Source organism: Asticcacaulis sp. (assembly GCF_047605585.1).
Classification (GTDB): domain Bacteria; phylum Pseudomonadota; class Alphaproteobacteria; order Caulobacterales; family Caulobacteraceae; genus Asticcacaulis.
Genome location: NZ_JASGFK010000002.1, coordinates 311,942 through 331,759 on the forward strand (window position 1 = coordinate 311,942; position 19,818 = coordinate 331,759).

Annotated in this window: 23 protein-coding genes; 13 read left to right on the forward strand and 10 right to left on the reverse strand. The window is 60.0% G+C overall.

Going from position 1 to position 19,818, the window contains the following annotated elements; translation table 11 throughout:
- Positions 1–54 precede the first annotated feature (54 nt).
- The 4 genes from QM647_RS07280 to ykgO all read right to left on the reverse strand — a co-directional run bounded on the left by QM647_RS07280 (position 55) and on the right by ykgO (position 2,108).
- Positions 55–1,068, reverse strand: a complete 1,014-nt coding sequence (locus tag QM647_RS07280; RefSeq protein WP_414994845.1) for a hypothetical protein — start codon at positions 1,066–1,068, stop codon at positions 55–57.
- Complete coding sequence (locus tag QM647_RS07285) at positions 1,065–1,439, reverse strand: hypothetical protein (RefSeq protein WP_414994846.1); 375 nt, start codon at positions 1,437–1,439, stop codon at positions 1,065–1,067. The genes QM647_RS07280 and QM647_RS07285 overlap by 4 nt, the downstream gene beginning before the upstream one ends.
- Positions 1,440–1,524: 85 nt before the next feature.
- A complete protein-coding gene (locus QM647_RS07290) occupies positions 1,525–1,803 on the reverse strand; it encodes a DUF2312 domain-containing protein (protein WP_414994847.1) in 279 nt (92 codons plus the stop codon).
- A 179-nt stretch (positions 1,804–1,982) separates the two neighbouring features.
- A complete protein-coding gene (ykgO, locus tag QM647_RS07295) occupies positions 1,983–2,108 on the reverse strand; it encodes a type B 50S ribosomal protein L36 (protein ID WP_090644072.1) in 126 nt (41 codons plus the stop codon).
- Between the two features lie 322 nt (positions 2,109–2,430).
- On the opposite strand from ykgO, the gene QM647_RS07300 reads away from it, so the two are divergent.
- From QM647_RS07300 to QM647_RS07340, 9 genes are all read left to right on the forward strand, one after another.
- A complete protein-coding gene (locus QM647_RS07300; RefSeq protein ID WP_414994848.1) occupies positions 2,431–3,750 on the forward strand; it encodes a lytic murein transglycosylase in 1,320 nt (439 codons plus the stop codon).
- Positions 3,751–3,816: 66 nt separating this feature from the next.
- A complete protein-coding gene (locus QM647_RS07305) occupies positions 3,817–4,572 on the forward strand; it encodes a VOC family protein (protein WP_414994849.1) in 756 nt (251 codons plus the stop codon).
- A 125-nt stretch (positions 4,573–4,697) separates the two neighbouring features.
- Complete coding sequence (motA, locus tag QM647_RS07310; RefSeq protein WP_414994850.1) at positions 4,698–5,567, forward strand: flagellar motor stator protein MotA; 870 nt, start codon at positions 4,698–4,700, stop codon at positions 5,565–5,567.
- A gap of 297 nt (positions 5,568–5,864) precedes the next feature.
- Positions 5,865–6,080: a hypothetical protein gene (locus QM647_RS07315; protein ID WP_414994851.1), complete on the forward strand. Its 216-nt coding sequence runs from the start codon at positions 5,865–5,867 to the stop codon at positions 6,078–6,080.
- 80 nt (positions 6,081–6,160) lie between these two features.
- Complete coding sequence (locus QM647_RS07320) at positions 6,161–6,340, forward strand: hypothetical protein (RefSeq protein ID WP_414994852.1); 180 nt, start codon at positions 6,161–6,163, stop codon at positions 6,338–6,340.
- 84 nt (positions 6,341–6,424) lie between these two features.
- The gene (mnmD, locus tag QM647_RS07325; protein WP_414994853.1) at positions 6,425–8,209 is read left to right on the forward strand and encodes a tRNA (5-methylaminomethyl-2-thiouridine)(34)-methyltransferase MnmD; all 1,785 of its coding nucleotides are present in this window, start codon (positions 6,425–6,427) and stop codon (positions 8,207–8,209) included.
- A gap of 76 nt (positions 8,210–8,285) precedes the next feature.
- Positions 8,286–8,741, forward strand: a complete 456-nt coding sequence (locus tag QM647_RS07330; protein WP_414994854.1) for a DUF6491 family protein — start codon at positions 8,286–8,288, stop codon at positions 8,739–8,741.
- A 14-nt stretch (positions 8,742–8,755) separates the two neighbouring features.
- Positions 8,756–9,175: a DUF6491 family protein gene (locus QM647_RS07335; protein ID WP_414994855.1), complete on the forward strand. Its 420-nt coding sequence runs from the start codon at positions 8,756–8,758 to the stop codon at positions 9,173–9,175.
- A gap of 2 nt (positions 9,176–9,177) precedes the next feature.
- On the forward strand, positions 9,178–9,585 hold the full coding sequence (locus QM647_RS07340; RefSeq protein WP_414994856.1) for a DUF6491 family protein: 408 nt from the start codon (positions 9,178–9,180) through the stop codon (positions 9,583–9,585).
- A gap of 6 nt (positions 9,586–9,591) precedes the next feature.
- Here the strand turns inward: QM647_RS07340 and QM647_RS07345 are convergent, their stop codons facing one another.
- Together QM647_RS07345 and lepA are read right to left on the reverse strand one after the other, a co-directional pair.
- Positions 9,592–10,377 carry a response regulator gene (locus QM647_RS07345; RefSeq protein WP_414994857.1) on the reverse strand — a complete coding sequence of 262 codons (786 nt, stop codon included), beginning with the start codon at positions 10,375–10,377 and terminating at the stop codon, positions 9,592–9,594.
- A 164-nt stretch (positions 10,378–10,541) separates the two neighbouring features.
- Complete coding sequence (gene lepA, locus QM647_RS07350) at positions 10,542–12,347, reverse strand: translation elongation factor 4 (RefSeq protein ID WP_414994858.1); 1,806 nt, start codon at positions 12,345–12,347, stop codon at positions 10,542–10,544.
- A 233-nt stretch (positions 12,348–12,580) separates the two neighbouring features.
- Between lepA and QM647_RS07355 the strand changes: the two genes are divergently transcribed.
- Both QM647_RS07355 and QM647_RS07360 read left to right on the forward strand, forming a co-directional pair.
- Positions 12,581–13,030 (forward strand): hypothetical protein, encoded by a 450-nt coding sequence (locus tag QM647_RS07355; protein ID WP_414994859.1) that lies wholly within the window; start codon positions 12,581–12,583, stop codon positions 13,028–13,030.
- A gap of 127 nt (positions 13,031–13,157) precedes the next feature.
- Positions 13,158–13,907, forward strand: coding sequence for an SDR family NAD(P)-dependent oxidoreductase (locus tag QM647_RS07360; RefSeq protein WP_414994860.1), 750 nt, complete (start codon positions 13,158–13,160; stop codon positions 13,905–13,907).
- 13 nt (positions 13,908–13,920) lie between these two features.
- Here the strand turns inward: QM647_RS07360 and QM647_RS07365 are convergent, their stop codons facing one another.
- Positions 13,921–15,156, reverse strand: coding sequence for an SGNH/GDSL hydrolase family protein (locus QM647_RS07365; RefSeq protein WP_414994861.1), 1,236 nt, complete (start codon positions 15,154–15,156; stop codon positions 13,921–13,923).
- A gap of 145 nt (positions 15,157–15,301) precedes the next feature.
- Here QM647_RS07365 and QM647_RS07370 point away from each other — a divergent pair, with 145 nt between their 5' ends.
- Positions 15,302–16,930 carry a M28 family metallopeptidase gene (locus tag QM647_RS07370; RefSeq protein ID WP_414995218.1) on the forward strand — a complete coding sequence of 543 codons (1,629 nt, stop codon included), beginning with the start codon at positions 15,302–15,304 and terminating at the stop codon, positions 16,928–16,930.
- A gap of 1 nt (position 16,931) precedes the next feature.
- Here the strand turns inward: QM647_RS07370 and QM647_RS07375 are convergent, their stop codons facing one another.
- Positions 16,932–17,285: a hypothetical protein gene (locus QM647_RS07375; protein WP_414994862.1), complete on the reverse strand. Its 354-nt coding sequence runs from the start codon at positions 17,283–17,285 to the stop codon at positions 16,932–16,934.
- A gap of 208 nt (positions 17,286–17,493) precedes the next feature.
- Between QM647_RS07375 and QM647_RS07380 the strand changes: the two genes are divergently transcribed.
- Complete coding sequence (locus tag QM647_RS07380; protein ID WP_414994863.1) at positions 17,494–18,114, forward strand: DUF1134 domain-containing protein; 621 nt, start codon at positions 17,494–17,496, stop codon at positions 18,112–18,114.
- Here QM647_RS07380 and QM647_RS07385 read toward each other — a convergent pair.
- The gene (locus QM647_RS07385; RefSeq protein WP_414994864.1) at positions 18,109–19,152 is read right to left on the reverse strand and encodes an oxidoreductase; all 1,044 of its coding nucleotides are present in this window, start codon (positions 19,150–19,152) and stop codon (positions 18,109–18,111) included. The genes QM647_RS07380 and QM647_RS07385 overlap by 6 nt on opposite strands.
- Complete coding sequence (locus QM647_RS07390) at positions 19,145–19,789, reverse strand: TIGR02466 family protein (protein ID WP_414994865.1); 645 nt, start codon at positions 19,787–19,789, stop codon at positions 19,145–19,147. Before QM647_RS07390 ends, QM647_RS07385 begins: the two co-directional genes overlap by 8 nt.
- Positions 19,790–19,818 lie beyond the last annotated feature (29 nt).

Here is a 19,818-nt window from a genome sequence, read left to right on the forward strand (position 1 = left end):
TGAGTGGATTTAAACAGGGATTGACAGCCTTGTCACTATCAAAGCGCCTGGAAGTCAGCGCAGGAACTTGGCGCTCATCTGCCGGCAGGTTTCCAGTTCCCGCGAGCCAAAGGCCGTGGAGGGCTCGATCTGGCTGGCCTCGTGCCATTCATTGAATGACACGATCAGTATCCAGTCGGGTTTGGCGGCGATCGCCGCATTCCACAGGTCGCGGAAAGGCTTGCCGTCCTCGCGTTTGATGACCGGGCGCTTGCCCTTGCGGTCCAGTTGCAGGCGGTCGTCGAAACCGGGCAGGATGGTTGCGGTGGTGACCTTCGCGCCGCTCTGCGCCTTGACCCAATCAGTGTAGTACTTGGTCCGCCACAGGGAGGGCAGGAGACGCGTTTCGGCGCCCTCAAACTGCTGCGAATAGATGTGCAGCCCATCGAAAGCGCTTTTGCGCCCCTTGATTTCCTTAAGCGTATTGGCCGTGGCGACATAGCTGATCGCATTGGGCGCCTGCTTTTCGATCAGGACGCGGGCCTTTTGCCAACCGTCGAGGCCGATGTCCTGCATCAGGCGGTCGAAATACATGATGACCGGCTTATTATTGAGACGCAGCCAGGCCGGATGGCGGCTGTAGGTCTGGTAGAGATAGAGCGTATCCGCTGCCACGCCTTCGGCGCTGGCCACCTGCTCGACATAAGCGGTGACCTTCAGCCCTTGCGCGCCGGCGGCATCGAGTACGCGCCGCAGCTGGTCGTTGGTTCGGTCGGTCTGGCCCCACCAGGAAACGATCAGGCCGGTAATGCCGGCACTTTTGATCTCCGACATCTGGCGGGCGATGACGGCGGGATCGAGGCTGTCATAAGGGCCGCCCACCGGATAGTTGGGTGCATCGGCGATGCGTTCGCGGACGGTATCGGGGTTCAGCCAGTGGATGTCCTGGCCGGAGTAGGCCCTCGTGCCGTACCAGCCATAATAGAAGACCAGCACCTCCTTGCGCGGGAGGCTTTGGGACAGCGCCTTGAGCGGCAGAAGCGCTGCGGCAGTCAGAACAGAAAGCAGGTGGCGGCGGTTCGGTTTCATTCGTTTTCCTCTTCTTCCTCAGTCTGCTGGCCTTTTTGGGCTTTTTTACGGATTTCCCGGAGCTTTACGCCCTGGCGTAAGGACAGGGTGCCGTTCATGGCGCCCTTGTCCGGATCGGCGAAGGCGCGGCCGTAGGTTTTTACCCGCTCTGTAACGCCATTGAGGAATTCGGTTTCCCAGTCGGACAGATCGACGCCCTGTTCGGCGGCAGTGCGGCGGGCCTTTTCCAGCGCGCGGATCGTTGCTGCCTGAATCTTGTTCTTTTGTGCCTTAATCTGGTCGGCAGGGGACAGCGGTTTGGCCTGAAGGGGCTTTCTGGTTTGCAAGCCCTTCGTACGCGTCATGCCTTTTGACGGCGTTTTAAAAGCCATGACTGCACCCGCGACCGAACCCGCATGAAAAAGCCGTCCTCATGCGGCAAACATGAGGACGGCGTCTTGTCTTAGTCAATATGTTTTAGCGGTCGCCGATGGCGGTCAGGTACAGGTCGAGGATGGTTTCCTCTTCCTCGCGCTTCTGGCGGTCCTTCTTGCGCAGAGAAACGACCTTGCGCAGGATCTTCACGTCAAAGCCTTCGCCCTTGGCTTCGTCATAAACTTCCTTGATGTCGCCCATGATGCCGGCCTTGTCTTCCTCAAGGCGTTCGATGCGCTCGATGATGGTGCGCAGGCGGGTCTGGGCGGCGCCGGAAATGACGTCGTCGGATGAAAAGGAGAGGGGGGCGTCGTCGGCCATGGCGGATATCCTGTAAAAGCTCTGACCTTAACCATAGCGGTTGCGAATCAGCTTCTCAACGGTAGCCTTGAGGATAAGTCCCGATGACCTGTGGATGAATGGGCGAACACCGCGCACGAAAAAACGCTTAAAGCGTGCGCCTTAAGCGTTATTCGAATGCATCAGAGCAACAGGCGTGATTAGCCTTGCTTGGCCTTGAAGCGCGGATCGGTCTTGTTGATCACATAGACGATGCCCTTGCGGCGCACGATCTTGCAATCGCGGTGACGACCCTTGAGCGACTTGAGCGAGCTGCGGACTTTCATTGGTTTTCACCTGATCTTAGAATGACTGCGAAAGAAGCCGGAACAGGGCAGCACAACCGGGTCGCGCGCTTGACCAACTTCGTTAGAGGGCGGGTATCTAGGGGAGAGGTCCGGAATTGTCAACGAAGATTTGCGCAAATGCGCCGATTTCCAGTCACTCACATCATTCTGACAACAAAGTGAGGCTTTTAAGGACTTGGAAAGGCGAACGCAATGAGGTTACCTGACCGAGTTTGCCGCACCCGTGGACCTTAGACGCCCACTGCGCTTAAGCAGCGCAAGGGGCCAGCCATCCGGCGGTAGCGCACTAAAAGGAATTATCATGCGGTTACGTTACATCAGCCTGTTTGCCGTCCTCACCGCCTGCAGCACGGTGGTGCCTCAGCAGGAGACGGCGCCTGTAACGCCCGCCGCGCCGGCCGCTTCCGCCAGTGCGTCCTCGGCATCGAGCGAGGCCGCGACGCCGGCCGCGCCGGCTGCTACACCTCTGCCGGCCAATGCCACTTTTGACGACTGGAAGCAGAGCTTTATCGCCAAGGCGGCCGGGCAGGGCTTCGATCCGCTGTTTACGGCCCAGGTCCTGAGCAATGTCGTGCCGCAGGCCAGCGTCACCTCGTCCGATTCGCAGCAGCCGGAATTTTCCAAGCCCGCCAGTGCCTACATCCGTCAGGCCGTGACCGATTCCCGCTTTGCCGCGGCGCGCACCCGGCTTGACGCCAATCCGAATGTGCCTGACATCGTCAAAACCTATGGCGTGCCCGCCGAGGTGCTGGGCGGCATCTGGACCATGGAAAGTGATCTTGGCCGCGTGCAGGGCAATATAGATGTGGTTTCGGCGCTGGCGACCCTGGCCTATAATGGCCGCCGCCGCGACTGGGCGGAAAGCGAACTGATCGCCTGTCTGAAAATCCTGCGCGATTCCGGCATCAGCCGCGATACCCTGAAAGGCTCCTGGGCCGGGGCCATGGGCCAGACCCAGTTCCTGCCCGACAACTACCTGACGCTCGGCGTCGATGGCGATCATGATGGCAAGGTCGATATCTGGACCTCCGATTCCGATGCCCTGGCCTCGACCGCGAATCTTTTGGCTAAGGCGGGCTGGAAGCCGGACGAGGAATGGGCCGTCGAGGTCATGCTGCCGGTCGGGTTCGACTACTATCTGGCCGAGACGGCGAAGAAGACGCCGACCGAATGGGCCGCGCTGGGTGTCAAGCGCGCCGATGGCGGTTACTGGAAGCCGGCGGAGATGAATGAAAGTTCGACCATACTGCTGCCTTCGGGCGCCAGGGGGCCGGCCTATCTCGCCCTGCCGAACCATTATGTCATCCGCAAGTACAACAATTCCACCGCCTATGCGCTGGGCGTGGGCCTGCTGGCCGATGGCATTGCCGGCCACACCGGACCTGTCACGCCGTGGCCGGTGGAACAGCCGCTCAGCCTGAACCAGCGCCTTAAGTCGCAGCAGGCCCTGAAGGCCGCCGGTTTCGATCCGGGGGTGATCGACGGCGTGATCGGTGTCGGCACCCGCCAGGCGATCCGGGACTGGCAGCGCGCCAATCACCTGACGGCCGATGGTTATCTCAGCTTTGATCTGGCCAACCAGTTCGTGGTCATGACCGGCGGCACCGCAGAAGTCAGATAACCGAGCTGCTGACACTTTTCGTCCTGCCGCGTCCCTAGTATGATGGACGGAATAAGGGAGGACAAAATGGCCAGCCACTTCATTTGGTACGAACTGATCACCTCGGATATCGACGCGGCGATAAGCTTTTACAGCGATGTTATCGGCTGGCGTGTTGTCGCCAGTCAGACACCCGGCATGGATTACCGGCGGATAGAGGCCGCGGGCGAGCCCGTTGGCGGCATGATGAAGGTGCCTGACGGGACGGGTATGCCGCCCGCGTGGTTCGGCTATATCAATGTGGCGGACGTGGACGGCGAAATCACGGCTTTTGAAGCAGCCGGCGGCCGGGTCTGCTGGCCGGCCAATGACATTCCTGGCATAGGGCGCATGGCCATGGTCGGCGATCCGCAGGGGGCGACGATCTATGTCATGGCGCCGATCGGCGAGGGGCGGAGCCGGGCCTTCGAATCCACCACGCCGGGCCATTGTGGCTGGAACGAATATCACGCCACGGATTGGGAAGCGGCTTTCGCCTTTTATGCCGGGCGCTTTGGCTGGGTGAAGGATATGGCTATGGACATGGGGCCTATGGGCACCTACCAGACGTTCACCGCCGAAGGCATTCAAACCGGGGCGATGATGAACAATCCGCTGCCGCAACAGGCCTGGCTGTTTTATTTCAATGTGGGGGATATCGACGCGGCGATGGCGCGCATTGTTTCTGGCGGCGGGACCATTCAACTGGCGCCGATCGAAGTGCCGGGCGGACAATGGGCGCTGGTGGCGATCGATCCGCAGGGCGCCATGTTCGGTCTGCTGGGATCACGCGCCGCAGCCTGAGAAGAGGGGCGTTTTATGTTGCAACGGGGTCATAAAAGTTAAGAAACGCGGTTAATAGCTAACGCCCCTTTAAGAATTGGACACCATAGTCAGGCTCATAAACGAGTCGCTGGGTGTTCCTCTAGATGTTTCAGATTATCGGTATTGTCTGCCTGTTCGCCATGGTGTTCGGCAGCTACATCATTTCCGGCGGCAACATGGCGCCGATTCTCCATGCCCTGCCTCACGAACTGATGGCCATCGGCGGCGCCGCTGTCGGCGCTACCCTGATCTCGAACAGCCTGACCACCCTGAAAGGCATGGGCGGGGGCATGGGAAAGGTGTTTGGCGGCCCGAAGTGGAAGGCCAGCGACTACCGTGACCTTTTGTCCCTGCTGTTCCTGCTGACCAAGACGATGAAGTCCAAGGGCGTCATCGCCCTGGAAAGCCACATTGAAAAGCCGCACGATTCGACGATCTTCAACCGCTTTCCCAAGATCGTGCACGATCACTTCGCCACGGACTTTATCTGCGACACCCTGCGCATGATGACGATGAACCTCGAAGACCCGCACCAGGTCGAGGATGCCATGGAAAAGCAGCTGGAAAAGCATCACCATGAGGCTTTGCATCCGGCGCACGCCATGCAGTCGCTGGGCGACGCCCTGCCGGCCCTGGGGATCGTCGCGGCCGTTCTCGGCGTCGTCAAGACCATGGGCTCGATCACCGAGCCGCCCGAAATCCTGGGTGAAATGATCGGCGGCGCGCTCGTCGGTACCTTCCTCGGTATTCTTCTGGCCTATGGCCTGGTCGGGCCGTTCGCCGCGCGCATGAACGGCGTGATCGAGGAGGATGCGGCCTTCTACAAGATCATCCAGGCGGTTCTGGTGGCGCACCTGCATGGCAATGCGGCGCAGATCTCGGTTGAAATCGGTCGCGGCAATATCCCGTCGACCCTGCAGCCGACCTTCCTGGAAATGGAAGAGGCGCTCAACAGTATACCAGCTGAGGCCTAAAAACTGACGCGGGGGAAGGGGGGAGCGAAGTAAGGACGCAAGATGAGTTTGAATAATGGCGTCCAGTTCACGGTCTTGATCACATTTTAACGGCTGTTTCGCTGTTAATAATGATTAAGATTGGTTTTTTTCGACCGAAATACCTCACTTCTGATTAAAAAGCCGGTATTCTTCACAGATGCGATCACACTTTTGTGAAATATTCGCTTGCGGGACTCGGACAAAATAGGTATGTAGAAGATGGGCAAGGGGACTGCTTCTCTGGCTCTCATCTGATGGAAAACAGGATCTGATTGCATGACCTCCAAGATCGTTCGCACCGCCCTGGTTGTTGCCGCTGCTGCGGCTGCCCTGTCGGTTGCCGCCTGCCAGAAGCCCGCCGCCCCCGAAGAAAGCGCTGCCTCGGAAATGGCTCCGGAAGCCGCCCCGGCCGATGCCGCGGATTCGTCGGCCGCCGTTGACGCCGCCGTCGCCGCTTCGCCCTCCGCCGCCGAAGCCTCGGCTGCGTCCTAATCACGAGATTTGACGGGGAATTCCCCGTCAATAGGTTCAGGAATGGTCCTGCGCCTTTATCCTAGCAAAGGAATTGATCCATGACCTCCAAGATCGTTCGTATCGCCCTGATCGCTGCCGTTGCCGGCGCTGCCCTGTCGGTTGCCGCCTGCACCCCGAAGCCCGCCACTGAAGAAGCTGCTTCTTCGGAAGCCGTTTCGGACGCCGTCGTTGAGTCGGAAGCCACTTCGGAAGTTGCTTCGGAAGCCGTTTCTTCCTAATCATTCGCCTTCGGGCATTGATTTGAAAGGAGGGTTGTCGCAAGACAGCCCTCTTTTTTATTGCCTGAAACTTGCCGAGTCCCGATGTCCATAACCGACCCCGAACTCTATTTCGCCGAGGATGGCGCGCCACGCTCAGGACGGTTTGGAGATATTTATTACTCCCTGCAGGATGGCCTGAGTGAAGCCCGCGCTGTCTTTCTGACAGGATGCGGCATGCCGGAGATATGGGGCGGCCGGACGGATTTCACCCTGCTGGAACTGGGTTTCGGCACCGGCCTGAACATCGCGGCCGTCATGGAACTATGGTCAAAAACGCGCCCGGCCGGCGGATATCTGCATATCTTCTCCGTCGAAGGTTTCCTGATGAACGCCGATGAAGCGGCGCGGGCGCTCGGGGCCTGGCCGGAACTGAGGGAATTCACCGGCGCCCTGCTGGCGCAATGGCCGAAAGCCCGGCGTGGCTTTCATCACATGGAGTTCCCGCAGTGGGGCGTCAGCCTGACGCTTGGCCTGATGGATGTGCGTGCGGCGCTCTCTGCCTGGGAAGGTGCAGCGGATGCCGTCTTTCTCGATGGTTTCTCTCCGGCCCTCAATCCCGACATGTGGGGCGAGGATGTCATGGCCCTGATCGCGGCCCGCACCCGTCCGGGCGCGTCGCTGGCAACCTTTACCGTCGCAGGGTTTGTGCGCCGGGGACTTCAGGCAGCGGGTTTTTCCGTCGAGAAGAGGCCGGGTTTCGGCAGGAAGCGTGAGCGGCTGGAGGCGATCCGCAGCGGGGAGGCGGTAGAGGCGAAGCGGCCCGGACGTATCGCCATCATCGGCGCCGGTATTGCCGGCTGCGCCCTGTATTGGCAGGCGCGGCAACTGGGAGTGTCGGCGGACATCTTTGATGCCTCCGAGCCCGGCGCTGGTGCTTCGGGCAATCCGGCGGCCCTGGTGACGCCGCGGCTGGATGCCGGAGATAATGATATCTCGGCCCTGTTTGCCGATGCTTTCAGCTATGCCATAGCGCTTTACCATCGCCTGTGTCCGCAGGCCATTCTGGGGGAAGGGGTGCGGCTGTGCGCCGATGCACCGAAAGCCGTCGAGCGCTTTACCCGCATTGCCGGTCAGGCGGGCTTCGCGGCGGGCGATCTGGAGGTGTTCGGCAAGGGCGCGGCGCAGGATCTGCCGGAGAGCGAAGGGCTCCACTTGAAAACGGCCCTGCATGTCGAGCCGCAGACCGTACTTAAGGCCCTGCTCGGTGGTCATGAGCCGATACGTGAACGCATCCTCGGCTATGATCGGGCAGAAGACGGACTAATCCGCCTGAAGACTGAGGATGGCCGGTCGTTGGCAGGTTATGATCGGATCATTCTGGCCTGCGGGGAAGGTTTATTCGACATGCCGGAGGCGGGGCCGGCAGAGCTGCGCGCGGTGCGAGGGCAGGTCGAGCAGGTGGCCGATAAGGTGCCGCTGGCCGAAGGCCTGAGCTGGGGCGGCTATGCCATTCCGCTGAATGATGGTTTCCTGTTCGGCGCCACGCATGAGCGCAATGACCGTGCCAGCGATATCCGCGACGCCAGCCGCGCGTACAACCTGGCCAGCCTGTCAGCCGTCATGCCGGAACGCGCCGCCCGTATCGCCGCAGGCCCCTTTCAGTCGCGCGCCTCGATCCGGGTCACAACCCGTGATTACCTGCCAGTGGCCGGGTCTGTCGAGGCGGGTATCTATCTCTTTACTGGCCTTGGCGCACGTGGTTTTTGCCTGGCGCCTTTGCTGGCAAAGAGCTTGCTAAATGACATTATCGGCGTACCGTCCGTGTTGCCGCGAGGCATGAAAAAATCGCTAGGTCCGGAACGTTTTTTACGCACCAGCAATTTATAGGCCGATTATGAGGACTATTATGTTCATCTCGCGTTCAGCTTGGGAAGCCTACCACTTGTTGTAAAGAGGTGCCGTCATGAAGACATCGACCTGTATCGCCGCCCTTATAGCCGCTGGCCTGGGGGCTCTTGTTGTGGGCACCGCCGCTCTGGCGATGTCGGCCGGGCGTCCGGCGCCGGACAACAAACCGGCCCGCGATCCGCGTGCCTGTTTTTCCTCGTCAGAGGTTCGTAGCTTCCAGACGGAAAAGGATGACAAGATCATCATTATTTCCAATTGGAACGAAGCCTATGAACTGACGATGACGCCAGCCTGTATTGGTCTCGATTCGAGTTTCCGCATTGGTATCAAGTCACGCGGTACCGGCCTGAGCGATATTTGCGGACCTTTCGACGGCGAGATCGTCTACAGCGATATGGGCGATCGCCCGCTGAAGACCTGTCCGATCCAGGCCGTGCGCCACCTGACGCCGGAAGAAGCCGCCGCCTATGGTATAAAGCCACGGGCTGAAAAGCCAAAAGACACGAAATGATGGGGAGTATGATGATGACCAGGAAAACATATCTGTTGGCCGCTTTGGCCCTGGGGGCAGGCTTGGTGGTCGTAACCGCCTGCGCCAGTACGCCGCCGGCAGCTGGTACCCAGGCCTCGGCGGATCAGGCCAAGGCCACGCCCAAATGCCTCGATGGCCGCAATATCGGTCGCAAGCATGTGGTCGATCCGCATACCCTGCTGGTCTACGATACCTGGGGTAATCCCTATAAGATGGATATCGGCGGACCGTGCCAGTCGATGACCGACTTCTCGCAGATCGGTTTCGAATTCGCCGGTGGCAGCCAGATATGTCAGGCGCATGACGCCAAGATTTTGCGCTCGGAAAACGGCGAACGGCCGGTCACTTGTCTGATCAACAGTGTTGAGCCGATCACGCGCGAGGCGGCCAAGCTTCTGGATAAGGACAACTGAGCATGAGTCAGCAGAAACTGATCCTGGCGGGCGCGTCAGCGATTCTGGCCGTTGCGGTTGTCGGTTGTGCGGCCGCTTCGCAGGCCGATAAAAAGGTCAATCCCGGTGTCCGTTCCGTGGCGCCGAACCAATGCGTGTCATCGCCGTTGGAGGATTCGACGGTGATCGATCGCGAAACCCTGCTGCTGACCGATCGTAGCGGCAACAGCCTGATCCTGCACATGACCGGTCCATGCATGACGAAAAATGAGGCCATCAAGCTGGAATGGCGTGGCACTACCCGCGTGTGCGGCCCGCTGGATGTCGATATTACCGGCGATATCAGTACCGTGGTGCCGATGCGCTGTATGATCGATACGGTCGAGCCCCTGAACAAGGCCGAGACCATCGCCTACAAGAAGGCGCATTAAACGGCTTCACAGAAAATAGGTCGTGTTCTCTTCCGGCTTGTGGAGGCATTTGTTGACCGCTTCCAGAAGCTGGTCCTGTCCGAACGGTTTGGCCAAGGCCAGCGCCGCGCCTTTTTGTACGGCGGACTGCAAGGCGTCGCCCTCCCGGGTGTAGCCGGTCATGGCGATAATGGGAACATCCGGCCAGGTCGAGCTGATGATGCGAATACCGGCCAGTCCGCCTATGCCGTCCATCACCAGATCGGTCAGAACCAGGTCGACGCGCGTGATATCCAGCCGCCCGAGGGCTTCCTCGACCGATGAACTTTCCGATATGAAGTAGCCTTCGTTTTCCAGGTAGCTCCTGTAGATCATCCGGGTGGTCGTATCGTCGTCGATGATCAGGACCTTGATGAACTGGCGTCTGTGCCGGCGGATATACTGCGTCTCTTCGACCACCTGACGTATATCCTCAAGACTGAACGGCTTGGGCAGCAGGAAATCGACCTTCGCCCGGCGGGCCTGATTGAGAGCCTGACTGGCGGCCAGCGGCTGGTCACGGCGGCCAGCCGTCATGATAGCGACCGGTGCATTGGGCGCCAGCTTGCGCAGCCTCGGCAGGTGGTCGAGTGTATTGTCCACACCGACGAAGACATCCAGGACAATCAGGCTGTATCCCCTCTGTCCCAGTTTCTTGATGGCGCTATTGATGTCGTGGGCATAGTCGGCAATCAGGCCGCATTTCTCAAAGAGGCCGCCTACGATATGGGCCTGGGTCTTGCTGTCTTCGAGAATTAAAACGTAATCGGACATGAGGTATCACTTGGCAGGCAACGCGCTGTGAATCTCACGCTCTATTACAATTTGTTTCAGTGCAAGAGCCAAAATACGTAAGGAAGGGTTTTCTTTGCGCACGTGTCTGTGATTGCCCGTCTTGGGCTAAAGTGGTCCTGTTGGGCGGGAGGGATGGTCTCTGATTAGTCATTGTCCATCTTGAGGGCGGCGATAAAGGCCTCCTGCGGGATTTCGACCTTACCGAACTGCCGCATCTTCTTCTTGCCTTCCTTCTGCTTTTCCAGAAGCTTCTTTTTCCGCGTGGCGTCACCGCCGTAGCACTTCGCCGTCACGTCCTTTCGCAGGGCGCGCACGGTTTCGCGGGCGATGATCCGGCCGCCAATGGCCGCCTGGATCGGAATGACGAACAGGTGCTGCGGGATCAATTCGCGCATCTTCTCGCACATGCCCCGGCCGCGCATTTCGGCGCGATCGCGGTGGACCAGCATGGATAGCGCATCGACCGGCTCGGAATTGACCAGGATCGACATCTTGACCAGATCGCCCTCGCGATATTCCTCGATTGTGTAGTCGAACGAGGCATATCCCTTGGAGACCGACTTCAGGCGATCGTAGAAATCGAACACCACCTCATTCAGCGGCAGGTAATAGACCGCCATGGCGCGGCTACCGACATAGGACAGGTCGGCCTGGATGCCGCGGCGGTCCTGGCAGAGCTTGATGACTGCGCCAAGATAATCGTCCGGCGTGAAGATGGTCGCCTTGATCCACGGCTCCTCGATATGGTCGATCTTGACCGGATCGGGCATGTCGGCCGGATTGTGCAAATGAATGCGATCGCCGTTATTCATGTAGATTTCGTACACGACGGACGGTGCGGTGGCGATCAGATCGAGATTGAATTCGCGGCTGAGGCGCTCCTGTATGATTTCCAGATGCAGCAGTCCCAGGAAGCCGCAGCGGAAGCCGAAGCCCAGAGCGGCCGAGGTTTCCATTTCGAACGAGAAGCTGGCGTCATTGAGTCGCAGGCGACCCATGGCGGCGCGCAGGTCCTCGAAATCGGCGGCATCGACCGGGAAGATACCGCAGAAAACCACCGGCTGGACTTCCTTGAAGCCCGTCAGGGCCTGGGCGGTCGGCTTACGTTCGTCGGTGATAGTGTCGCCGACGGCAGCATCAGACACTTCCTTGATCTGGCCGGTGAAGAAGCCGACCTCGCCGGGGCCGAGGCTTTCGACATCGGTGGCCTTGGGACTGAAGACGCCGAGCTTATCGATCTTGTAGGTGGCGCCGGCATTCATCAGCTTGACCTGCTGGCCCGGCTTCATGCGACCGTTGAACACGCGCACCAGGACAACGACGCCGAGATAGGGATCATACCAGGCATCGACCAGCAGGGCCTTCAACGGTTCATTTTCCTCGCCCTTAGGCGCGGGCAGGCGAGTGACGACGGCTTCCAGCACATCCTCGATGCCGAGGCCGGACTTGGCCGAACAGAGCACGGCGTCCGAGGCATCAATGCCGATAACATCCTCGATCTGGGCGCGGATGCGCTCCGGCTCGGCGGCTGGCAGGTCGATCTTGTTGAGAACCGGGACGATCTCGTGGTTATTGTCGATGGCCTGATAGACATTGGCCAGGGTCTGGGCCTCGACGCCCTGCGAGGCATCGACGACGAGGATCGAGCCTTCGCAGGCGGCCAGCGAGCGCGAGACCTCGTAGGCGAAATCGACGTGGCCTGGCGTGTCCATCAGGTTCAGCACATAGGTTTCACCATCATGCGCCTTGTAGTTGAGGCGGACAGTCTGGGCCTTGATGGTGATGCCGCGTTCGCGCTCGATATCCATGTTGTCGAGCACCTGTTCCTTCATCTCGCGCGCGGTGAGGCCGCCGGTGAACTGGATCAGGCGGTCGGACAGGGTGGATTTGCCGTGGTCGATGTGGGCGACGATGGAAAAATTGCGGATCTTGGAAAGGTCTGTGCTCATGCGGGTGCGGATAGCATGATGCGCCGCAAGAGGGAAGGGCCACCAGGGTCTCGACCCTGGACCCTTTTGTTTTAAGTTTTACGAAAAAGCCGGCGCTCACTGGCAAGCGCGTCTTCTGGCATTAACCACCTATCCCGAAATTAGGGATTGCAGGAATCCCCTAATTGATCCCTTATGTCTGGCAGTGGCTTACTGACGCAAATTCGGCTGTAAATTCGGGTGAGAGTGGGCTGATGAAAACGACTGTATTTTCGCTTTCGCTTCTGTGTGGTCTGGCGGCCGCGCAGGCCATGGCGCAGGACGCGACCGCCACAGGCGGCGGCGTGCATTGCCAGCCCATAGCCGCGCCGGTCATTGCCGACGGCACGCGTCTCTTTACACGCAACAGCGATCTCAGCCAGGCTGGCGAATATCCGTCTCTGGCCAAGGTCGCCCTGATCGAAGGGCAGGCGCAGGTCGATTGCCAGATCGGCGCCGATGGCATGCTCGATCAATGTATTGTTTCCGGTGAAAGCCGCGCCGGCTATGGCCTCGGCCAGGCATTGGCGATCACGGTCGTCAAATGGGCCCAGACCGATACCAGCAAACCCGGTCATGCGCCGGGGGACTGGCTGCGCTTCACCACCAACTGGAAGCTGCCGGGGGGCGCCCCGGCCCAGCAACTGGCGGCCGGCAGCCGCTAAGTCCTAAATTGCAACTATATCGGTGTTTTCCCTAGTCTGGTCACATTTGTAATTCATTAGGTTCCTAATTAATTTTGTCATCGGCAACAGGTGTCCCTGACAGATTAAGACTATCAGGAGCATTGATATGGAACTGCAAAACCAGGCTATTATCGTCACCGGTGGCGCCAGCGGCATCGGCCATGAAGCCGCTCGAGCTCTGGCCGCCAAGGGCGCCAATCTCATTATCGCGGATTTCAACGAAGAGGGCGCGAAGTCAGTCGCCGCGGAGATTACGGCGCTGGGGGGAAAGGCCTTTCCGTTCAAGGTCGATGTCTCGAAGGCGGAAGAGATCGAGGCCCTGGTCGAGTTCGCCGTTGAAAAGCTCGGCACGCTCAACGGCATTTTCAACAATGCCGGCATCGGTTTGGTGAAGCCCTTCCTCGAAATGGACCCGGCCAGTTATCATAAGGTCATCGATGTTGATCAGCACAGCGTCTATTACGGCATGTACTATGCCGCGAAGAAGATGGTGGCGATCGGCGCCAAGGGCACGTTTGTCAATACCGCCTCGATCTACGGCACGATGGCGGCACGCGGTAGCTTCAACTACAACGCCGCCAAGGCTGCCGTGGTGATGATGTCGAAATCCGCCGCGCTGGAACTGGCCGAATACGGCATCCGGGTTGTGGGCGTGGCGCCAGGCTTCATCAATACGCCAATCCTCGGCAAGGACGAGGCCATGAAATCAGCACTGGGCCGTCAGCATATGCACCACAAGCTGATCGAGCCGGAAAAGGTGGCCAGCGTCGTGGCCTTCCTGTTCACCGACGCCGCTTCGGCCATCAATGGCTCGACTCTGCCAGTGGACGACGGCTTCCTGCAGACCAAGGACTAAGTCAGATGGTGGATCAGCGGTCGAACAGCCGCAGATCCACGGCTTCGGCCATGGCCTTGTAGCCGGCCTGTGATGGATGGAGATGGTCTCCGCTGTCATAGGCTGGCAGCAAATGATCCGGCCGGGTCGGGTCGCGCAGGGCGGCATCGAAATCGATCACCGCGTCGAAGGCACCAGACGTTCGGATCCATTGATTGATCGCCTGACGGTCGGCTTCGTTCAGCGCGTCGGGGTGATAGTAGTCCATGCCCATGAAAGGGGTAATGGTGCCGCCGTAGATCTTCAGGCCGCGATTATGCGCTTTCGCTATCATCTGCAGATAGGCGGCCTTTATCCGGGCAACCATATCCGCGTGCGCGGCCGGCGTGGCCGGCGCATCACGCGTCAGCATGCCCAGGTCGTTCACGCCTTCCAGCACAATGACGTATTTCACGCCGTCATGAACCAGGGCATCGCGCTCGAACCGCGCAAGCCCATTGCTGCCCAGTCCGTCATTCAGCAGGCGATTGCCGCCGATACCGGCATTGAGCACGGCCAGCGGTTTTCCTTCAAGGCGTGCGGCCAGGAAGTTCGGCCAGCGGGTGTCGCTGTTCGGTGTGATGCCGTAGCCATCGGTGATCGAATCGCCAAAGGCCACGATAGCGGCCCTGGACGATCCGGCCTGGATATCGACGCTGGCGATATTGAACCAGTGATCGAAATGTCTGGCGTCGGAAAAGTCGGCATCGGATACATGGTTGCCGGTGACGAGCCAGGATGTGGTGCGTGAGCCGGGATGCCCGGTCTGCTGCGGCAACACTTCAGGCATATGGAAGCTGATGGCCAGGGTGGACTGATCGGCCACGGCCAGGTCAATCGGATCGGAAACATAGTCGGCGCCCGCCGGTATAACGATGTCGGACAGGCTGCTGAAAGTCACCGCGCGATCGCTGGCGGGGGCGATGGACGATCCGCCGGTCTCGCGAGTCAGGGCGACATGGACACTGTCCAGCCTGAGGGCTTGGGTGCCCATGATATTCGACAGGCGGATGCGCAGGGTCTTGCCGCCACGCGCTATGTGCACGGTCTGACGCAGGGTGGAATCGGTCGCATCGGACGGGGAGAGAGCACTGTCGGTACCGGGCGTCATCTGGGCGGTGGACCAGACTGTAACCCAGGGAACGTGGGGCTTGGCATAAGCTGGCAGGGCCAGGCACAGAACGAGGCTGACCGCGATAGCCGAGCGGCATGTCAGTTTGAACAGGCCCATGAAATTTCCTCGCCGATATTATTGTTAGCGTTACCATGAGGTATGGCGAGGAATTCCGCCGCGAGCAAGCCATAAAAAGACGTGCTTGACTCTGCAGGACCGGGAACTAGCATCACCCGAAACCAGTTTCAGGAGATGCGCCGTGTTGAAATCCCTCCTTTTGGCCTCGTCAGCCCTGTTGTGCCTGTCCACAGCGGCCGAGGCGCAAGTGATCAGCGCCGCGCGCATTTCCGACGATATCAAGGTGCTGTCATCCGATGCATATGAGGGACGCGGCATCACCACACCGGCCGAACAGAAGACCATCGACTATATGGTGAAGGGTTTCTCGGCGGCCGGTTTCCAGCCCGGCGGTGACAATGGCGGCTGGACGCAGGACGTCCACCTGCGCCAGTTCGTGGTCAGCGATCCGAAACTGGCCTTCGACCTGCCGGGCGGCGGCCAGATAGATCTGCATCAGGGCCAGGAAATCACCGTCAATACGCGCGGGGCGCTCAGCGATGTGGCCTTCGACAAGACACCGCTGGTCTTTGTCGGTTATGGCGTCACGGCGCCGGAGCGTGGCTGGGACGATTTCAAGGGGCTCGATGTGAAAGGCAAGATCCTGGTCGAGCTGATCAACGATCCGGATTTTGCCGAGCCGCAACTGATGACGTTCGGCGGCAAGGCGATGACCTATTACGGCCGCTGGACCTACAAGTATGAGGAAGCCGCCCGTCGCGGGGCCGCCGGCGTGCTGATCATTCATGATACCGATGCCGCCGCCTATGGTTGGGATACGGTGCGCAATTCCAATAATGGCTCGAAATTCGATATCGTCCGGCCTGATCCATCGAAAGTCAGCCCGAAGCTGGAATCGTGGATCAGCCACGAGACCGCCGATGCGCTGTTCAAGGCCGCAGGGCTCGATCTGGCCGCCCTGCGGGTCAAGGCGCGTTCGAAGGATTTCCAGCCCGTGCCGATGAACGTGACCTTGAGCGGTGGTTACAAGGTGACGGCGACGGAGATCACCACACACAACATTCTGGCGCGTCTGCCGGGGACGAAATATCCGGACGAGACGGTGCTCTTTACCGGCCATTGGGACCATCTCGGGATCTGTGCGCCGCAGGCGGCCGACAAGATCTGCAATGGCGCCGTCGATAACGGTACGGGTATCGCCACCCTGCTGGAACTGGCTCGGGCCTTTGGAAAAGCCAAAAAGCCCGAGCGTTCGATTGTCATGATCGCCTTCACGGCTGAGGAGAGCGGCCTGCTGGGCTCGGAATACTATGCCAGCAATCCGGTCTATCCGCTCAGCAAGACGGTAGCGGGCATCAATATGGATGCGTTGAACGTCAATGGCGCCACAAAGGATATCGTCGTCGAGGGGGTAGGGCAGTCGTCACTGGATGATCTGGTGGCGAAATATGCCGCCGCTCAGAACCGCACGATCACCCCCGAACCGCGTCCGGAAGCCGGCGGCTTTTTCCGCTCGGATCACTTCCCTCTGGTCAAGCGGGGCGTGCCCATGCTGGTGGCCAGTTCCGGGGATGACATGGTCAAGGGCGGCAAGGCAGCCGGTGAGGCTTTTTCGAAGGACTATACCGATAATCGCTATCACCAGCCCGGTGATGAGTGGTCGGCGGACTGGGATCTGAGCGGTCTGGTCGAGGACGCGACGCTTTATTACGAGATCGGATCGGTTCTGGCCAATTCGCATCAGTGGCCGGCCTGGCGCGACACCTCCGAGTTCAAGGCGGCGCGTGACGTGACCGACACTGAGCGGAAATAGCTTACTTGCTCGGCTTCTGCGGCTCGAAAAGAGGTGTTATATTATTGTAGAAGCAGATATCGCCCGAGATTTGCGAGCGATACATGGTGGTGGACAGCGGCGTGAGCAGTGCAAGCCCCAGGGCAATGATCTGGGGCACCATCCACCACAAACTGTTGCGGTCGGTAACGCTGATATAGGCCATGAGCAGAATGACAAGTGCCCAAAGCAGCAAAATGATAAATCGTGCCGCCAGCGGCTCGCATGGCGCGGCCGTCGAACTGGCGACCAATACGATGGCGAGAAGTAGGTAATTCGCTACTACGGCAATATTCACGCCCTGTCGGCGCGTAAAAAAGGATATGACTTCTGTCATTCTGCCCCTCCATCCTCACAATCTACACTATTTTTTTGTGCATCGCATTAAGAAATGCGGCCAAGCTATGGCGTTTAAAGCCCTATTCAGGACACACGACGCTGGCACCTTCACCGGACTGGGGAAATGGCGCGTAACCCGATGTTAGTAAACGCCTGTTAACCTTCGTGATCGTAAACCCGCAGCTCATTACTAGGAGTACCTGTTTATGGAGCGCCGCTCATTTCTTCTGGCCGGTGTGGCCGCCGCCACGCCCCTGATCGCCGGCCTGGCGCCGCGCCTGGCTTCCGCCCAGACCTACCCGACCGAAAAAGGCCAGCCCGCTGAACCGAAGGAATATCGCTACTATACCCGCGATGAAATTCTGACGGCGGGGTCCGATTTCCTTGGCGTCACGGTCGAGGCCCTGGGCGGTGCCCTGGAAAAGATCTTTGCCGACTATGGCGATCACCCCACGGCCTATATCGCCGGTACGGAAGCCTCCGGTGCCGTTGGCGTCGGCGTGCGCTACGGCAAGGGCAACCTGTTCATGAAGGATGTGCCGGAGCCGACTCAAATGTACTGGCAGGGCCCATCGATCGGTTTCGATACGGGCGCCAACGCTTCGCGCGTCTTTACCCTGGTCTATAATCTGCGTGAGCCGATCTTCATGTATCGCCGCTTCCCCGGTGTCGAAGGCTCGGCCTATTTCATTGGCGGTCTCGGCATCACCTATCAGCGCGCCGAGGGCATTGTACTGGCGCCGATCCGCGCCGGTGTCGGTTTCCGCCTGGGCGCCAATGTCGGCTATATGAGCTTCTCCAAGAAGCGTCGTATTCTGCCTTTATAGGTGCTCGGAGGCCGCTATTTTCCGGCCCTCGCGGGAACTGACAAAGCCCAGTTCCAGCAGTTTCATAACCCTGAGCGCGTCCAGTCCGGTCACCGGATTGGGCGCGTTTTCGCGTAGGGTTCGGGCGATGGCCTCGTAATAGGCGAGGTAGTTGCCCGGTATGGCCACAACCTCTTCCGTCGGGCCTGCCGCTTCATTCACTACCGGTGTAAACAGGCCCAGAACCGGATCGGCGCCCCAGCCGTCATCGCCCGGTGTGCGGCCGGCCTTCAGCATGTCTTCCTGCGTATCCATGCCGAACTTGACGAAGGCGCCGTGCGCGCCCTGCGCCTCGAACGCCGGGCCGGGAATGGTGGTCATCATCGACGAATGCAGGATGACGCGCAGCGGTCCATAGCCCAGTATGGCGTGGAAATAGTCGTCGGTCTGCGCGCCGGGCCTCTGGCCGCCGATATCGGCCCAAATCCATTCCGGCCAGCCGAAAAGGCTCAGTGACTGGTCGACCAGGTGCGAACCGAGATCGAACCAGATGCCGGAACCAGGGCCGGCGCGCTCCCGCCAGCGATTGCGCACCACCGGGCGCAGGCGGTCATAGCGCAGGACCACCTGATAGAGATCGCCCAGCCGCGGCCGCAGGGCCTGAAGGGTCAGGTAATTGCTGTCCCAGCGCCGGCAGTGGAAGACCGAGACCGTCTTGCCGACGCGTTCGGCATGGGCCAGCACGGAGTCACCCTCCGCCACGCTGAGGGCAAACGGCTTGTCGATCACCACATGCTTGCCGGCATCGAGCGCTTCGTGCGCCATGGCGGCATGGACATCGTTTGGCGTGGCGATAACCACCAGTTCAATGCCAGGGTCGGCCAGCGCGGTGGCGAGATCGGGTGCGACCGCCATGCCTGGCAGGTCGGCCTGCACATCTGCCGGGCGCGAGGAAACGACTGTGGCCAGATCCAGCCCCTTTGCCGCGTGGATCAGCGGGGCATGGATGGTCTTGCCGGCATAGCCATAGCCAGCGAGTGCTACCTTGATATCAGCCATAGTTGAAGCTCACCGAAATGCGCACGTCGTCGCTGAGATTGATTGGCACCTCATGACGCAGCCAGCTTTCCCACAAAAGCACCGTCCCGGCCTGAGGTGTGACATTGACGAAGGTCTGGTGCTCGGGCTTGCCATTGGCCTTGCGCAGGGGGGCGTTCATCATGAAGCCGAGACGGGGGTCTTCCAGGCGCAGGGCGCTGGCGCCTTCGGGGATGGAGACATAGAAGGTGCCGGAAATGACGCTATGCGGGTGGAGGTGGCTGGAATGGTGCCCCATCGGCTCCAGTATGTTGATCCACAAAGAGTTCATTCGCAGCTTCTGGCCGTTCAGGTCGAAATCGAGCCTGTCGGCAAAGGCCGCGACATGGCCGTCGAGCAGGGTTTTCAGGTCGGCAAAGACGCTGGCGCGCGCCGGCAGGTCGTTCAATGAGGCATATGAAGTGTAGCCAAGATAGCCCTTGGTCTGCGACCAGGTCTGGCCAGCCTCGTCCTCGTCGGCAATGGCGCGGCAGGTGTCATCCAGTTCGGCCAGGAAGTCGTCGAAGCCAGGCTGCGCGGCCAGATCGGCGCGATAGAGCTCGGTGACGAACAGAGGCGATACGGTCGCTTGCGACGTTTGGGGGGCTGTCTTGCTCATGGCCCTGTCCTAATCCTGCCGGACGGGGA

Bases quoted from the DNA above. Each gene is read 5' to 3' on its own strand.
- QM647_RS07280 (WP_414994845.1), bottom strand. From the start codon at position 1,068: ATGAAACCGAACCGCCGCCACCTGCTTTCTGTTCTGACTGCCGCAGCG.
- QM647_RS07285 (WP_414994846.1), bottom strand. From the start codon at position 1,439: ATGGCTTTTAAAACGCCGTCAAAAGGCATGACGCGTACGAAGGGCTTG.
- QM647_RS07290 (WP_414994847.1), bottom strand. From the start codon at position 1,803: ATGGCCGACGACGCCCCCCTCTCCTTTTCATCCGACGACGTCATTTCC.
- ykgO (WP_090644072.1), bottom strand. From the start codon at position 2,108: ATGAAAGTCCGCAGCTCGCTCAAGTCGCTCAAGGGTCGTCACCGCGAT.
- QM647_RS07300 (WP_414994848.1), top strand. From the start codon at position 2,431: ATGCGGTTACGTTACATCAGCCTGTTTGCCGTCCTCACCGCCTGCAGC.
- QM647_RS07305 (WP_414994849.1), top strand. From the start codon at position 3,817: ATGGCCAGCCACTTCATTTGGTACGAACTGATCACCTCGGATATCGAC.
- motA (WP_414994850.1), top strand. From the start codon at position 4,698: ATGTTTCAGATTATCGGTATTGTCTGCCTGTTCGCCATGGTGTTCGGC.
- QM647_RS07315 (WP_414994851.1), top strand. From the start codon at position 5,865: ATGACCTCCAAGATCGTTCGCACCGCCCTGGTTGTTGCCGCTGCTGCG.
- QM647_RS07320 (WP_414994852.1), top strand. From the start codon at position 6,161: ATGACCTCCAAGATCGTTCGTATCGCCCTGATCGCTGCCGTTGCCGGC.
- mnmD (WP_414994853.1), top strand. From the start codon at position 6,425: ATGTCCATAACCGACCCCGAACTCTATTTCGCCGAGGATGGCGCGCCA.
- QM647_RS07330 (WP_414994854.1), top strand. From the start codon at position 8,286: ATGAAGACATCGACCTGTATCGCCGCCCTTATAGCCGCTGGCCTGGGG.
- QM647_RS07335 (WP_414994855.1), top strand. From the start codon at position 8,756: ATGACCAGGAAAACATATCTGTTGGCCGCTTTGGCCCTGGGGGCAGGC.
- QM647_RS07340 (WP_414994856.1), top strand. From the start codon at position 9,178: ATGAGTCAGCAGAAACTGATCCTGGCGGGCGCGTCAGCGATTCTGGCC.
- QM647_RS07345 (WP_414994857.1), bottom strand. From the start codon at position 10,377: ATGTCCGATTACGTTTTAATTCTCGAAGACAGCAAGACCCAGGCCCAT.
- lepA (WP_414994858.1), bottom strand. From the start codon at position 12,347: ATGAGCACAGACCTTTCCAAGATCCGCAATTTTTCCATCGTCGCCCAC.
- QM647_RS07355 (WP_414994859.1), top strand. From the start codon at position 12,581: ATGAAAACGACTGTATTTTCGCTTTCGCTTCTGTGTGGTCTGGCGGCC.
- QM647_RS07360 (WP_414994860.1), top strand. From the start codon at position 13,158: ATGGAACTGCAAAACCAGGCTATTATCGTCACCGGTGGCGCCAGCGGC.
- QM647_RS07365 (WP_414994861.1), bottom strand. From the start codon at position 15,156: ATGGGCCTGTTCAAACTGACATGCCGCTCGGCTATCGCGGTCAGCCTC.
- QM647_RS07375 (WP_414994862.1), bottom strand. From the start codon at position 17,285: ATGACAGAAGTCATATCCTTTTTTACGCGCCGACAGGGCGTGAATATT.
- QM647_RS07380 (WP_414994863.1), top strand. From the start codon at position 17,494: ATGGAGCGCCGCTCATTTCTTCTGGCCGGTGTGGCCGCCGCCACGCCC.
- QM647_RS07385 (WP_414994864.1), bottom strand. From the start codon at position 19,152: ATGGCTGATATCAAGGTAGCACTCGCTGGCTATGGCTATGCCGGCAAG.
- QM647_RS07390 (WP_414994865.1), bottom strand. From the start codon at position 19,789: ATGAGCAAGACAGCCCCCCAAACGTCGCAAGCGACCGTATCGCCTCTG.